This is a genomic window from Chitinophaga sp. H8 (assembly GCF_040567655.1).
In the GTDB taxonomy this organism is placed as follows: Bacteria; Bacteroidota; Bacteroidia; order Chitinophagales; family Chitinophagaceae; genus Chitinophaga; species Chitinophaga defluvii.
In genome coordinates, this window is the sequence record NZ_JBEXAC010000001.1 from 2,642,110 (window position 1) to 2,656,956 (window position 14,847).

The following is a 14,847-nucleotide window of genomic DNA, read 5'->3' on the forward strand; positions in this document are numbered from 1 at the left end:
CACATGGAAACGAAGAAAGACATACTGATTATTGACGATGATATGCGCAATATCTATGCGCTCAAAGCGGTGTTACGCTCCAGGGGACTCACCTGTATCTCTGCAGGTAGTGCCGAAGAAGGCTTCCGGCTACTTTCCCAGCCCAATAATGTAGGGCTGGTACTGATGGACATTATGATGCCGGATATGGATGGTTATGAAGCAATTGCCACTTTACGCCACAGCGCGCATGCTGCCCACCTGCCTATTGTGGCCGTAACAGCACAAGCGATGGTGGGCGACCGGGAAAAATGCCTGGCAGCGGGTGCCGACAACTATATTTCAAAACCTATTGATGTAGATGAATTACTGGTTCAGATACAACAATACTTATCTTCCTGACGGTGTACATCAATTATGTAAATGAGCAGGAAGTAGGCGTCTTGCTGAATGACCTGCTGGAAAGCTACGGTTATGACTTCACGGAGTACGCAGCGGCATCCATTAACCGGCGGGTGAATCACCTGTTCCAGACCGACCGGTTCCCCAGCTTTGCGGAATTCCGCTACCGGATCAAAACAGACCCGGAATATGCCATGCGGTTTGTAGAACAGATTACCGTAAACGTTACTGAAATGTTTCGTGATCCGGGGTTCTACGTTACCTTAAAAAAAGAGGTACTACCCGTGCTGGCTACCTATCCTTTTATACGAATATGGCATGCCGGATGCTCTACCGGAGAAGAAGTATATTCCGTAGCTATTTTACTGGAAGAGGCCAATTTGCTGCATAAATCCATCATCTATGCAACAGACATCAATACCAAAGTACTGGAAAAAGCGCGTAAAGGCTTCTTCCCTATTTCGCAGATGCAACAATACTCTAAAAACTATATATTAGCAGGTGGCAATGCGGAGTTTTCTTCCTATTATACTGCTAATTACGAGTATGCCAAGTTTAAAGAAAATCTCAGCAACAAAATCATTTTTGCACCACACAATCTTGTAACAGACCGTTCCTTCAATGAATTTCAGCTTATTATTTGCAGGAACGTACTGATCTATTTTAACAAAGACCTGCAGGACAAAGTGCTGACTCTTTTTAGCGATAGTCTGGAACAGTTAGGTTTTTTAGGATTAGGCTCTAAAGAAACATTGCACTTTACAGCTGTTGCCAGCAAGTTCAGGCAACTGGATGGCAGGGAAAAAATCTGGAGAAAAACACACTTATGAAACCACCCCTGTTAGTAGTTATTGGCGGATCAGCAGGTAGCCTGCAAACCATATTGCAACTGCTACCCTCACTGGACGTTCATTTAGGCGCAGCTATCATCATCATACTCCATCGCCAAAGCCACTATGATTCTGTACTTACGGAACTGCTTTCCGTAAAAACCGGTCTGGTCGTAAAGGAAGCAGAAGAAAAAGACCCCATCTTACCCGGAGTGATATACATTGCCCCTGCAGATTATCACCTGCTTATTGAATCTGATCACACGTTTTCCCTGGATTATTCAGAAAAAGTAAACTTCAGCAGACCGAGTATAGATGTTACTTTTAGCGCTGCTGCTACCGTGTATGGGAAACAACTGGCTGCCTTACTTTTGTCGGGAGCTAATGCAGATGGTACAGAAGGGTTGCAAACGGTAAAAGCTATGGGAGGCATTACAGCCATCCATAACCCCCTGCATGCAGCAGTAGATTTCATGCCACGCCAGGCGATGAATAATATGGAAGTCGATTATATACTGGAAACAACGGAAATGGCAGCATTTATTAACCGTTTTGCCGCAGCGGCAACACAAGGATAAAGGAGCTGCCCACCCCTTCTTCGCTACTGGCGGTAATTATTCCCTGGTGTTTATCAATGACTTTTTTGGCAATAGCTAATCCTATACCAGTACCTTCATACCCTTCTGTAGCATGTAGCCGCTGAAAAATCGTAAAAATTTTGGGGACATATTTTTCATTAAAGCCGATGCCATTATCACGGATTACAATACGACAAAAATTACCGGCTTGTACTACTTCACTGTCGGTGCTGTTATCACGCACCAACTGCGCGGTGATATGGATAGCAGGTGTTACATCCTGCCTCGAAAACTTCAGGGCATTGCTGATAATATTCTGAAATACCTGCCGGATTTGCCCGGGTACTGCCTCAATTACAGGCAACTCACCTACTTCTATTACCGCATGCTTTTCCAATACAGCCAGTTCCAGATCACTTAAAATATCCTTCACGAGTTGGTTAAGATTGGTAGATGCGTAATCGCTTATCACGGAAAGCCTTGAATAGTTAAGCAAGTCGTTGATCAACCTGGCCAGCCGTTCTGAAGAATTTACAATCCTTTCCAGGTAAGGCATTGCATGCTGATTATCCTGTAAATACTTGTCACGCAGCATGGCTCCGAACAACTGTATTTTCCGCAATGGTTCCTTCAGGTCATGCGAAGCAACGGACGCAAATTGTTGCAGATCATGGTTACTTTCTTCCAGCGATTTATTGATATTTCTTAATTCGTCTGTCCGTTCCTGTACCTTCTGTTCCAGTAGCTCATTTGCCTGCTTCTGGTGCGCAATATCCGTAAAGGTTCCGATCCACTTCACTATTTCAGCGCCTTCCTTTACAGGTATTATCCTTAACAAATGACAGCGGAAGTTTCCTTCCTGCCGGTCTTTCAGGTATACTTCCTGTTCCAGGGGAATTCCCATTTTAACCGCCTGCTTAAAACGCTCCGTGATGCATTTTTCCATGGGAGCTGTTTCCGGCAGCCGGTCTAATGAAGCCGCATATCTGAACCAGTTTCTGTTGGCATACTCTATACTGCCATCCGCAGTGGCGGTGAATGCAATCTGAGGAAGCGACTCCAGGATCGTATGCAGCTCATTCACCTTTTCATTTAATGCTACCTGTGCCTGTTTCCTGATTTCCACCTCTTCTTTAAGCGACTGATGCATCTGTTTCAGCTCCTGCGATTGCTGGTATAACCTTGAGAAGGTCTTTACCTTCATCAGCAGGATGTCAGGATCTACAGGTTTGGTGATATAATCAATCCCGCCGGAATCGTATCCCCTGGTAATAAATTTCTTGTCCTTATTTACTGCTGAAAGAAAAATAATGGGAACATCTTTTGCTTTACTGTATCCTGAAATCGCCTCTGCCACCTCAAATCCATCCATACTGGGCATCTGTACATCGAGGATAATGAGGGTATAATTTGTTTTTAGTATTTTTTTCAGGGCCTCCTCTCCGGAAGTAGCAGCATCTACTTCAAACTGGTATAGTTCCAATGTTTTTTTGAGGGATAATATGTTCTCCGGCTTATCATCTACAATTAAAATCATACACCATATATTACACTAAACATGTGAAAGCAAGTAACAAATATATAGCAAGCCCATAACCCTGGCAAATTAATAGGCTTTCACGTACCGGTTCAACGTTTCAGCCAGCCGCCTGCTTCCATCCAGTTCCGGCATTGCACCATCCATTGATCCGGTGTAGTCGGGTTTTTAATCCCAAAACCATGGCCTCCCAAAGGATAAATCAGCATTTCGGCCTGTACACCTGACTTATGCAGCGCCTCATAAAAGCGAAGACTATTTTCCACCTTTACCACTTTATCATCCCCCGCATGTACTAAAAAGGTAGGCGGCGTTGCCGGCGTTACCTGCATTTCATTGGAATAGTGCTCAATGAGTCCGGCTGCCGGTTGTTTTCCGATCAGATTATCCCTTGAGCCCATATGCGTGAGATCATCCTGAAAACTGATTACAGGATATACGAGGATCATAAAATCAGGGCGCAGGCTGGTGTTGTTTTTATTTTCAATAACCGGGGTGTTAAAATGTGTACCAGCTGTTGATGCCAGGTGTCCCCCTGCCGAGAAACCGATGATGCCTACACGCTTCGGATCAATATTCCATGCTGCCGCATGTTCTCTGGTTACTTTGAGCGCCTGCTGTGCATCCTGTAAAGGTCCGATGGTTTTATCCTTCATGATCTTATCCGAAGGCAGCCTGTACTTCAGTATGATGGCCGCTATCCCCATTTTATTCAACTCCTCTGCCACTGCATATCCTTCATGCCCAATACATACTACCCCATATCCTCCTCCCGGTACCACTACCACTGCTGCACCAGTAGCTTTATCCTTATCCGGCAAATATACCGTGAGTGTAGGTCTTGAGATATTAGGAATACATCCCTGCGTAGGATTTGCAGGTGCTACTTCTTCATCTTTTGCAGTAACAGAATTGGGAATCTTACCTTCATAAAGTGGGAGCACCTGCTGTGCTATGCCTTGTTCAATATAACAACTTATTCCTAAGGTCAGAACAATAGCTTTTAACATTATAGATAGCATCGGGCTACCTTGTCTAATGGATGGTACCATGCGTATATCGGGTATAAGTGGAATAATCGCCCAATATAATAGAATTAATAGAACTTTTTCGACATTTCCCAAATGCTACTCATCTCTGCTACATCATACGGTGCTGCAGATAATCAGTAGCCAGCATCCTGAGCCACTCTACCTCCGCCGGATCCACTGTCATTTCCGTTTCTTTCCCCAGATCGTCCCAGTGCCTGACTTTCAGATACAGTTCAAAAAGCGGGTCCTCCTCAAAGCCAGCAGCTTCCTTCGCGTCCATCGGCCCTCCCTGGTATTCCAGCGTTTTTTTACTGGCATCAGAGAGCTGATCATAATAACCAGGTATCTTAAAAGTGAGATATCGTTTAGCAGCTACATGACTGGCCACCAGCTTCGCCATTTTTTCCGAGCACCCCAATGATATCAGGTATTCGCCCCCCATACGATCATGATCCTGCCTGCCATAAATACCCATTTCATCTCCTTCTTCCAGAAAATGCCCTATGTCATGAAAAAATGCAGCCAGGATAACTTCCTGATCATATCCTTCTGCCTTTGCCAGTTTAGCTGCCTGTACCATATGCATCAGCTGGGTCACGCCTTCCCCATATTCCAGGTGGCCGTACTTTTCATATAAGCCAAACAAGGCATCAATTTTCTCTTGTACTGTAAGTTTATCTGTTTGCATAATGTCAATTTTTAACCGGCTCAGAAGATGCCCCTTTATTGTCTGGCAGGAGCATCTCCTGTTGCCGTATCATCATCTGGATTATTTTAAAAACAGCCGGTTAGCCGGGATAATCTGCCTGGGCACACCGGGACCTTTATAATAACACTCCAGCCAAAACCCGCCATGGCCATTAAAATATTCAACGCGGATGGCGTGTTTGCCTTTTTCCAATTGGATACTACCGGCCCTCTCCAATACACCATGATCTCCATCATTGTTTACCACTTCTTCCCCATTGATCAACAACTTACTTCCATCGTCAGACCGGGTAAAAAAGGTATACTTCCCCGGAGTATCTATGGTAATATACCCGGACAGGACCGCTCCAAATGTACCATCACTGTTATTTAACAATGGGAGGATCTGTTCACGGGGAAGTTTAAATTCCGCACTTTCCCATTGGTGGGCTGCTACTAAGCTATGAAAAGCGGGCAAATATTTCCAGGTTTTTCCATGGTAAAAATCCACTTTCAGGCCATTTCCATTTCCAGTTTTGAGTACCCTGAAGTAAGCTACCGCAGGTATGCTCTCATTTCCCTTTTTATCAAATGACTTTGCTTTCACTACGGCAGAGGTATCGAGCATAAATGGTTGGGTATATATCGCTGACCGGGTATCCGGATCAGTACCATCCAGTGTATACCTGATCATGCTTCCAGCAGCTACCGGCGCCATTTTAACCGTAGCCTGCCTGTCAATAAACAACCCACCTGCCTCATCATACAGATGACGATCCGGGTAAATTACCGGTGCCGGAAGCAGGGATTTCCCCAGCCATAAGTTAGCCGGTTCTTTAAATCCGGTAAAAGCGCTTTTTATCGGCCTGCCTGTCCATACGTAGGGTGGTACTATTTTAAGTGCAAAAGCAATCGTTGCCGCCAGGTCGTAGGTAACTACCTGCTGCTGTACCTGGTAGCCTTTTTTGATACCCTTGCCATAAAGGATCATAGCTATTTCCGCTTCTGCTATCGTAGCCCCTCCATGTCCATAGCCTACTCCCCCATGGTCAGCGGTAAGAATCACCAATGTGTTTTTGTCCATTCCCGCTCTCTTAAGGCCTTGCAGCACCTCTCCAATCAGGGAGTCTGCAAGCGCCACTGCCTGATAATATTCAGCAGAACCATGTCCGTATTCATGCCCGGCGCCGTCTACATGGTCCAGGTGCATAAAAGCCAGCAAAGGTTTATGCTGCACCATGTATTCTACAAAATGCGATGTTGTAGCTGCCGCAGTAGGAAAATGATGATCATAATGCATAGCTTTCTTTTCAAACAGACGCCCGAATCCTTCCCAATGATAAGCAGCGCCGATAAGGGCATCCTTCCTGGCATTTTTAACCACACTAAAAATAGTAGGGAAAAGCCCTTCCTCCCCTGTAGTAATTGCGGGCAGGGAATGCGTTGTCAGCTCCCAATCATTGTCTAACACCCCATGCTGCTCCACTCCTGCTCCCATAATCATGGAGGCCCAGTTGGGACTACTACTGGATGGCAACACGGTACGTACATTCCATTTTACGGCCCCACTGTCTATCAGGTGATGCATTACCGGTGTAGCTGCTTTACGGATGCCATCCGGGCTCAGTCCATCTATGCCAATTACCACTACATGTGCTATGCCCGATGGATATACTTCTTTCGGTTGTGCTGTCAATGCGGTATTCAAACCCAGCAACCCTACCCATAAACCAATAAAAAAATGCTTGCTCATAGTATTGTTTTATTTATTCCACCACACATATGTCAGTAAATTATCCGGTCCCTGTGTCTGGATTACTTTGCTATAATTCGCAGCATTGAGACGCTGTTCAGAAATTGGATAACGCGCCCTGCGTGGCATCTCCCTGATAGCACTGTTAGGCCCCGCCTTGGTTTCTGCCGGCACACCGGTGCGTCTCCATTCCGACCATCCTTCAAAGCCGGTATTAAACAGGGCCAGCCATTTCTGTTGTCTTATTTTATAAAGTTTTACTTCCTGGCTTCCTTCGTACTTTACTGCGGGTTGCTGGAAATAAGCAGCATCTGGCTGGATATCCGAAGCTTTGGGAAAAGTAAACTTTCCCTCTATCCGGCTGGCCAGATAGGCAAACTGGTCATTGATACCATTGAGATAATAGGTAGCTGCATCCCCGATGGTAATCAGGTTGCGTTCCCTTGCCTCTGCCAGAATAAACTGCACCTCTGCATAAGTAAGTAATAAGCCCTGCGCCGCCGTTTTGGAGGCCTGCGGGAAAGCAGATAAAGGTTGTAATACAGGGGCTATGGAAGATTGATAATCCTTTCCTCCATTATAGGCTGCGTCAGCAGCAGCATTAATGCCATTAGGTACACCGGCGTATATACGTTTGTTTTCATTCAGACCGGCGATAGTGGGCAGTGCATAATAACTTACCCGCGGATCTTTCAGTTGTTGCAGGTTCTTTTCCATGGTCAGCGAAAGATGCATATCATTTACAGGTACACTATTGTAGCCTGGAAATTCATTGTTCACCTCCTCCAAGAAATTAAATGCAGTCTGATCTGTATAAGCAGTATATAAAGGGTACTTGGCCGCATTGCCAACTATCTCCTGCATTTCTTTTCCCAGATCAACTTTAAGGTTGGTTTTGCCAGACATCCTCATCATTAACCTCAACCGGAGTCCATTAGCAAACATCCGCCAGCGGATAGCCTTTCCACTCAATAAAATATCTCCGTCAATCCGGTCAGTTCCTACTGTCAGGAGCTCATTAGCCGTTTTCAGCATATCCAGCAGGCCATAATAGATTTGTTCCTGCTCATCAAACTTTGGCGTAAAATTACCACCGGTCTTTCCGGTTACTGCTTCACTGAAAGGAATATCGCCATAAATGTCTGTCATTACCTGAAACATCCAGGCTTTCATGATTAACCCTACTCCTTCATTATTTCTGAACTGGCGTTCTTTACTCAGGGCGATCAGATTTTCTACATCACGCAGGCGGTCATAAAAGCTCCATAAAAAATATCCCTGCACTTCACTGGGGGCCCATGCATCGTCAAAACCGCTTACGTATTGATTGGCATAATAGTCACCGATGATGTCCCCCCGGGTCATGGAAGAATAAAAATAATCCCGCACTGCCGTTTTCAAAATGGAAGGGATTAACAGTTGAGGGTTCTCTACTTTTTCAGTTGCGTTGGGGTTTTGATTAATGGACTCAAAATCTTTTGTGCAACCTGTGATCAGCAAACTGCACAACGTGATAGCTGCAATGATTATGTTTGACTTCATATCAATAACATTTTCCTGTTTAAAGATGTAACCGCCAGCCCGGGCTTATTATAGTAGTACAGCACCATCCGGCAGTTAAGTACTTAAAAGTTTACATTCAGGTTAAACCCTATACTGCGGCTGGTAGGGATACTCAGGTTTTCAAATCCACCTACTAAGCCATTCCCGGTAGAAGCACCTGTTTCCGGGTCAAAGTGCGGGTTTTTAGTCCACAGGAACAGGTTACGGGCCACCAGTGAAAGCGTAAGTGACTGCACTGGCAGCTGATGAAACAAGCGTTTGGGGAAGCTATATCCGGCTTTCAACTCCCGCAGTTTCACAAAAGATCTGTCCAGCAATTGCGCTTCAGAATTATGATCATAATAACGTTTATGGAAATCGCGGATGGCCGTACCATATACTCCCTTGCTGAAAGTGCCATCAAATACTTCCAGGTTCCGTTTGTAGCTGCCATCCGGCATCAGTGCTGCTCCGTCCCTGTAATAAGGTTTTGATTCGTCATACTCTTCCCCTTTAGTCCTGGCAATACGGCCTTCTGCACTTTCTGCCAGTTGTCCGGCACCTATCGCTTTATTCAGGAACCGGGAAATAAATACGCCCCCATGGCTGATATCCAACAATGCCTCAGCGTAGAAACCTTTATAAGCCAGGCGATTGGTAATGCCTGCAGTCCAGTCTGCATTAATATTACCCAGATAAATAGGATCCGCCGTTATTTGTGGACGGCCGTTAGCGCCTATTATAATCATGCCCTTCAGGTCCCCTTCTTTTACCCGTTGAAAACCCGGCCCATACAAGCCTCCCATCCGTTCTCCTACCCGGGCTTCAATCGTGGCATCCTCTCCTGGTGCTGCCTGTACCAGCTTATCCACACCAGGTGCCAGGGCAACCACTTTGCTTACATTCCGTGCAAAATTCACGTTCAGGTTCCATTGAAAAGAGTTGCTGAGTTTAACCGGCACCGTGGTAAGCATCACTTCCAGCCCCCGGTTGGCAATCTCTCCGGCATTGACCAATCGGCTACCATAGCCTGATGAGTTAGCCGTTTGCAGTGGCAGGATCTGATTTTTGGAATTTGTTTTGTAAACGGTAATATCAATCCCCAGCCTGTTCTTGAAAAACATCATTTCTGTACCCAATTCGATCGTATTACTGCTTTCAGGTTTCAATTGCAGGCTTTTCAAACTGCCATCCTCAGCCAGGGAGGGCAAGCCTCCCCAAAGCCCCTGAAAATAGTAGCTCGTCATCGTTTGATAAGGATCGGTATCATTACCTACCTGTGCAAAACCTACCCGTAATTTCAGCAGATCAATTTTCGGGGATAAAGCAAATATTTCATTAAATAAAATGCTGGTATTCACCGAAGGATAGAAATAGGAATTATGATTTACCGGCAATGTGCTGGACCAGTCATTACGCCCGGTTAAGCCAATGTATACCTTCCCTTTGTAGTCTGCCTGAAAAAAACCATAGAAGCTGTTGATCTTTCTGCGTTCATTGTAAGATGATCCTTTTAGTGGCACCGCAGTATTATCAAGATTATAAACACCTGGTATCAGCAATTGCTCTACAGTACTGGTACGACGGGTACGTGTTCTTTCCATGGCATTTCCTCCCAGTGATAAACTATAGTTAAAAGCAGCTACCTTATTCTTGTAGCTCAACAGGAAGTCGAAGTTATTCTCCTGGTATCCAAGCGTAGTTTCTTCATAAAAGCCCTTACGGTTATCAATAGTACTAACTGCCATTCTTTTGGGTCTGAAATCATTATAATAATCCGTTCCTCCCCTTACCATCAGACTAAGGTTGTCCAGGATATTATAGGTCAGCTTTACATTACCATACAACTGATTTTTGTCTTGCCCCGTTGTATTTTCATATTGATAGAAGAAAGGATTATTATGGTCTTCTTCATAATTATGCTGAAACTGTTGAATGCCTTCCAGACCGGGTTGCCAGTAATTACGGAGGCTGTTCATATCAACATCTCTCGTCATCCAAAGCAGAAAGTACATCGGTTTATTACGACCATATCCCAGGTCAGGCCGGTTGGTACTTTTGCTTTTGGTATAGTTGACAGACGTTTCTGCCAGCAAGCGGCTGGAAAGCTTATACCCTGCATTCAGCTTAAAGGAATTACGGGTAAGGTCGTTATTCGGCACTATCCCTTTTTCATCCTGATTCGTATAGGAGAAACGGAAATTTGCCACATCATTGGCACCGCTGAAAGCAACTGCGTTAAAGCGGGTATGACCGGTTTCAAAAAAGTCGCGCGCGCTGTTAGGATGTGGGATCCAGGGGGAAGGGATAATATCTCCCCGGTTAGGCAGGTATACATCCCCTCCGCGGTATCCATTGGTGGTTGGAGAATTAAACTGTCCGCGTAAGGATCCATCCAGACGTGGCCCCCAGCTTTCATCCGTACCATCATTTACGCCATTAGGATATAACCCGTTATTGCTGTAGCCAAAATTAGATCCCACGTAATCGTTTCCATTCCCCCTGCCAAAATCATTTTGGAATTTGGGAAGTATTAAAGGGGTTTCCCAGGTAAGCCCGCTGGTGACACTCACTCCTAATCCTCTTCTGCCTTTACCTGATTTGGTGGTGATTACAATTGCACCATTCGCTGCCCGGGAACCATAAAGCGCTGAAGCGGCAGGGCCTTTCAACACTGTCACCGATTCAATATCTGCAGGATTGAATTCTCCGGCGGAATTACCAAAATCTGCTTCCGTTGTATTCTGAACCGGATCATTTCCTACCGGGATACCATCTACGATCATCAGTGGTTGGTTCTTCTGATAATTCAAAGAAGATTCGCCCCGAATCGTAATGCGGGCACTGCTACCCACTGCTCCGCTGGAAATGATGTTTACACCGGCAATTTTGCCTGAAAGCGAATTAATAAAGTTATTATCCCTGGCTTCATTCATCTGGTCTCCCTTCAGCTCCTGCACAGCATATCCCAATGATTTTTTTTCCTGGGTAAGGCCCAGCGCAGTTACCACTACCTGGTCCAGCATTCTTCTGTCGGGTGTTAAATGAATGTCCAGCTGATCATCACTTTTATTAATTACCTGTTTTACCTGCTGATATCCTACAAAGGAAAATACTACCTGCGTACCTGGTGGTACGCTGAAACGGAACTTTCCATTGGCATCTGTTACGCCTAAAGGTTTCTTGCTACCGGTAACGATGCTTACTCCCGGTAAGAATTCCTGATTATCCGCGCTGCTTACAGTGCCCGATACCTGCAGTAATTGTGAGCTTTTCTCTACTGCTGTACCACGGATATAGATGCTGTTGTTAATGATCTTTGTTTCCAGCCCCGTTTGTGCAGCTACCTGCTGCAACAGCTCCTGCAAACTGGCGGTAGTAGCTGGTAAATGGATGCTTTGGTGTTTAGGAATATTATCATCATACATCACGGACAACTTTTCTTTTTGTTGCAAAACCGCCAGTATTTCACCAAGTGTAATGTCCTTTCTTCCTACCTGGACAACTTTTGCTGAGAGCTGGGCATAGAGTCCCATGCTGGCAAAGCAGCATAACATAAGTATAACTAATTGTTTCACCTGGAAAATTTTATGATGTTATCAAAACACTTTACGAACGATCCTGATTACCCTGTGTGCTGAAATTTTTTACTGGCCATACAGCAGGCAGGGAATATGGGATGCCGGGATTATTTATCCGGATAAATAGTAATGCTGGTTGTGTCGATTTTATAGGTAAATCCGGCCAGATACCCAAGCCCCTCCAAAACATCTTCCAAACCGGTATCCTTTATGGTACCTGTGAATGATATCTTGCGTCGTACCGTACCTTTTACTATTACCTGTCGGTTGTACCACTTGCCCATTTTAGCTGCTATAGCCACGATATCATCCTTTTCAAAAACGAGCTGATTGTCTTTTACAGCAGTAGCAGCAAGTAAGCTGATACGTCCTGTTTTTAGGTTTCCTGTTGAAGGATCATAGGTTACACTTTGTGCAGGTAACAGGATTTCATTTACATAATTACCAGCCACTTTCACTTTTCCGGTGGCTACCGTTACCTCCTGTGGGCTGTTATTCCGGGCGGCGATGTTAAAAGAGGTGCCCAGTACAGTTATTTTCAAATGCGGTGTTTGTACACGGAAAGGTTTTTCAGGCGCATTAGCCACTTCAAAAAAGGCTTCTCCATTCAGCATCAGTAACCGGGACGTGTCATTAAAACCAATGCTATCATATTGCAGGGTAGAATTATACTGCATCCACACCACACTGTTATCCGGCAGGATTACTTTCTTTTTTTCCCGGCTGCCAGCCTTTGCTATTACCCAATGCGGTACCGGTGAAACAGACTTTTGTGAACGTGACTGCAAAAGCCACGAGCCGGCAACAACAGCTACCAAGACAATTGCTGCAGCGGCATACTTAAATAGGTTATGCGATACCCTATTAGTCTTTGGTATCCTGTTACCCAATCGGGGAACCATCTTTTCCCACGCTCCCTGTACAAGCGCATCATCCACCACTTGCGACAATAGTTGCTGCCGCTGCACTAATGCCTCATATAAAGCTTTATTTTCGGTGGAAGCATTTACCCAGGCATCAAACTGCTCCTGTTCTTTTTGGGTTGCCTGCTGGCGAATGATCTTAATGAGTTGTTCCCAGTTCAAGAGTGGTTTAATACAGGAGCATTAAAACGGCGGGAGTTCCGCAAAATAAGTGTTAACGAATTGTTAAGACAACACCAACACAAGGTTAACGATCAGGAAAACCAGTTCTGCCTGTAGCTCGGGAACGGCTTTTATTTCTTCCTGTAATTCCCTGATCGCTTCTTTCAGCTGGTATTCTATTTTTTTATAAGAGAGGTTCATTACAATCGCAATTTCTTTATTATTGAGCCCCAATAATTTCAGGTCAATAATTTCTTTGCGGAGCGGGCTGATCTTCAGAAGAATCTTATCCAGTTTTACACGGGATTCCCGGCTTACCAGCTGTTGGTATTGATTGGCAGTATTGCTGGTTGTGAGATCAATAAAGTACTGGGCTTCCTGATTCCCATTCCTTTCTTTGGCCAGCTGGTGCAAATATTTGTTGGCCATTCTCCGGGCACTTACAAGGAGATAATTTTTCAGGTTGGTATGAATACTGGTGTGCCCACGTTGTTGCCATAGGTTACAAAACAATTCTGCGCTGATATCCTTCGCCTGTTCTATATCATTTACAATGCTATAGGTATAACGGCATACAACAGGGTAATATTCATTAAACAGGGCATGGAAACTTTCTTTGTCCCAATCACCTTTATTTGCGTGGGTATGTGTAGTAGTAATTTCCATTAAGTAATATTAGCGATGGTAAAAGTATACTAACTCTTCCGCAGCCAAAACAACATTGTTTTAAATTAATAATAAGTTTACATAAAACCTAGTGGTATGAAAAATGAGGCAGCAGCCAGGATCTATGGCGGCAAAAAAAAGTGTCATAGCTATACAGCTATGACACGTAACATAATATATGACCACTAACAATAAAAGCGTTTACCCGTTTCTTTCCACTGCATTTTTCAATTCAAGTATCCTGGTGGCAATGGCATTCAGCAATGGTACATCACGAATTTTATCCCCATCAGGCTGCAGGGTTCCATTCTTTTGCAAGGTGTATACAACCTTGCGATCTGCATTTACCTCTGCTACAAATTGGGTTATCCCATTTAATTGCAGTTCGGTTACCTGTACCAGGTAATTTTTCCCTTCCAGATCAAAATCCAAAATAAATGGTTCCATAGTATTTTTCTTTAAAATACTACTTTCAGCAGAACAGGCCAAGTTTTTTTAAGTGATTAATTGTCAATAAAACAAAAAAGACCCGCTATTAATAGCGGGTCTTTTTATATCCTGGTTTAGGGCCGGGAATTAAATAACTTTCTTCAATACCTATAAGACTTACTTTTTCAAGGAGTATCCACTGCTACTGCAATGCTCACCACTCAATCAAATCTCTTTATAGTATCCGGGAACTTTATTTGCAGCAAGTAAATTGAGTTATTCCTATTTGGAATCACCCTTTACTTCTACTTCTGTATCATTATTTTCTTTGGCATTCTTAAATTCCTTGATTCCTTTACCCAGGCCACGCATCAACTCAGGGATTTTCTTTCCGCCAAATAACAGGAGGATCACCAAAGCAATCAGCAACAATTCTTTTACTCCTATTTCCTGCAGGAATAAAAACTGAGATTTTACAAAAAAAGTAGTCATTTTCTGGTATTTAAAAGTTCTGTGAATTAAATGTAACGCTGGTATTGATTCTATTCTCTTCCCGTACTTGCTGTAAAGTACTATTAATGAACGCTTTGAGCAATTCCGGGCTTCCGCTAACAAATAAATATTTAAAAAAGATTATTCGTTATGCTCTGGAAATAAAATACACCCATACAAAGATACGTAAATAAACACTTTTTTGTTTACCATGTTCATCTTTGCGTTAGCAGATGCAATTTTAGAAAAAATTTC

13 protein-coding genes are annotated in these 14,847 nt (G+C 44.2%); 3 read left to right on the top strand and 10 right to left on the bottom strand.

Annotated features, from left to right (window positions below; translation table 11 throughout):
- The first annotated feature begins 3 nt into the window (after positions 1-3).
- Genes ABR189_RS09935 through ABR189_RS09945 form a run of 3 tightly spaced genes read left to right on the top strand, consistent with a single transcriptional unit; the run spans position 4 to position 1,789 of the window.
- Positions 4-381: a response regulator gene (locus ABR189_RS09935; RefSeq protein WP_354660324.1), complete on the top strand. Its 378-nt coding sequence runs from the start codon at positions 4-6 to the stop codon at positions 379-381.
- A 2-nt stretch (positions 382-383) separates the two neighbouring features.
- A complete protein-coding gene (locus ABR189_RS09940; RefSeq protein ID WP_354660325.1) occupies positions 384-1,211 on the top strand; it encodes a CheR family methyltransferase in 828 nt (275 codons plus the stop codon).
- The gene (locus ABR189_RS09945; RefSeq protein ID WP_354660326.1) at positions 1,208-1,789 is read left to right on the top strand and encodes a chemotaxis protein CheB; all 582 of its coding nucleotides are present in this window, start codon (positions 1,208-1,210) and stop codon (positions 1,787-1,789) included. The genes ABR189_RS09940 and ABR189_RS09945 overlap by 4 nt, the downstream gene beginning before the upstream one ends.
- Here ABR189_RS09945 and ABR189_RS09950 read toward each other — a convergent pair.
- The 10 genes from ABR189_RS09950 to tatA form a co-directional block, all read right to left on the bottom strand.
- Complete coding sequence (locus ABR189_RS09950) at positions 1,755-3,326, bottom strand: hybrid sensor histidine kinase/response regulator (protein WP_354660327.1); 1,572 nt, start codon at positions 3,324-3,326, stop codon at positions 1,755-1,757. The genes ABR189_RS09945 and ABR189_RS09950 overlap by 35 nt on opposite strands.
- Before the next feature lie 92 nt (positions 3,327-3,418).
- Entirely contained in the window at positions 3,419-4,378 is a 960-nt protein-coding gene (locus tag ABR189_RS09955; protein WP_354660328.1) for an alpha/beta hydrolase, read from the bottom strand.
- Positions 4,379-4,466: 88 nt separating this feature from the next.
- Complete coding sequence (locus ABR189_RS09960; protein ID WP_354660329.1) at positions 4,467-5,045, bottom strand: HD domain-containing protein; 579 nt, start codon at positions 5,043-5,045, stop codon at positions 4,467-4,469.
- Positions 5,046-5,126: 81 nt separating this feature from the next.
- Complete coding sequence (locus tag ABR189_RS09965; protein WP_354660330.1) at positions 5,127-6,797, bottom strand: alkaline phosphatase family protein; 1,671 nt, start codon at positions 6,795-6,797, stop codon at positions 5,127-5,129.
- 9 nt (positions 6,798-6,806) lie between these two features.
- The gene (locus tag ABR189_RS09970; RefSeq protein WP_354660331.1) at positions 6,807-8,339 is read right to left on the bottom strand and encodes a SusD/RagB family nutrient-binding outer membrane lipoprotein; all 1,533 of its coding nucleotides are present in this window, start codon (positions 8,337-8,339) and stop codon (positions 6,807-6,809) included.
- An 83-nt stretch (positions 8,340-8,422) separates the two neighbouring features.
- Positions 8,423-11,917: a SusC/RagA family TonB-linked outer membrane protein gene (locus ABR189_RS09975; RefSeq protein ID WP_354660332.1), complete on the bottom strand. Its 3,495-nt coding sequence runs from the start codon at positions 11,915-11,917 to the stop codon at positions 8,423-8,425.
- Between the two features lie 110 nt (positions 11,918-12,027).
- On the bottom strand, positions 12,028-13,005 hold the full coding sequence (locus ABR189_RS09980; RefSeq protein WP_354660333.1) for a FecR family protein: 978 nt from the start codon (positions 13,003-13,005) through the stop codon (positions 12,028-12,030).
- Positions 13,006-13,068: 63 nt separating this feature from the next.
- The gene (locus tag ABR189_RS09985) at positions 13,069-13,671 is read right to left on the bottom strand and encodes a sigma-70 family RNA polymerase sigma factor (protein WP_354660334.1); all 603 of its coding nucleotides are present in this window, start codon (positions 13,669-13,671) and stop codon (positions 13,069-13,071) included.
- Between the two features lie 201 nt (positions 13,672-13,872).
- On the bottom strand, positions 13,873-14,118 hold the full coding sequence (locus ABR189_RS09990; RefSeq protein WP_354660335.1) for a hypothetical protein: 246 nt from the start codon (positions 14,116-14,118) through the stop codon (positions 13,873-13,875).
- Positions 14,119-14,382: 264 nt separating this feature from the next.
- Positions 14,383-14,592 (bottom strand): twin-arginine translocase TatA/TatE family subunit, encoded by a 210-nt coding sequence (gene tatA, locus ABR189_RS09995; RefSeq protein WP_354660336.1) that lies wholly within the window; start codon positions 14,590-14,592, stop codon positions 14,383-14,385.
- Positions 14,593-14,847 lie beyond the last annotated feature (255 nt).

What these genes read in the sequence shown, in the direction of transcription:
- ABR189_RS09955 (WP_354660328.1), bottom strand. Translation starts at nt 4,378, where the DNA reads ATGGTACCATCCATTAGACAAGGTAGCCCGATGCTATCTATAATGTTA.
- ABR189_RS09945 (WP_354660326.1), top strand. Translation starts at nt 1,208, where the DNA reads ATGAAACCACCCCTGTTAGTAGTTATTGGCGGATCAGCAGGTAGCCTG.
- ABR189_RS09935 (WP_354660324.1), top strand. Translation starts at nt 4, where the DNA reads ATGGAAACGAAGAAAGACATACTGATTATTGACGATGATATGCGCAAT.
- ABR189_RS09965 (WP_354660330.1), bottom strand. Translation starts at nt 6,797, where the DNA reads ATGAGCAAGCATTTTTTTATTGGTTTATGGGTAGGGTTGCTGGGTTTG.
- ABR189_RS09960 (WP_354660329.1), bottom strand. Translation starts at nt 5,045, where the DNA reads ATGCAAACAGATAAACTTACAGTACAAGAGAAAATTGATGCCTTGTTT.
- ABR189_RS09950 (WP_354660327.1), bottom strand. Translation starts at nt 3,326, where the DNA reads ATGATTTTAATTGTAGATGATAAGCCGGAGAACATATTATCCCTCAAA.
- ABR189_RS09970 (WP_354660331.1), bottom strand. Translation starts at nt 8,339, where the DNA reads ATGAAGTCAAACATAATCATTGCAGCTATCACGTTGTGCAGTTTGCTG.
- ABR189_RS09985 (WP_354660334.1), bottom strand. Translation starts at nt 13,671, where the DNA reads ATGGAAATTACTACTACACATACCCACGCAAATAAAGGTGATTGGGAC.
- ABR189_RS09990 (WP_354660335.1), bottom strand. Translation starts at nt 14,118, where the DNA reads ATGGAACCATTTATTTTGGATTTTGATCTGGAAGGGAAAAATTACCTG.
- tatA (WP_354660336.1), bottom strand. Translation starts at nt 14,592, where the DNA reads ATGACTACTTTTTTTGTAAAATCTCAGTTTTTATTCCTGCAGGAAATA.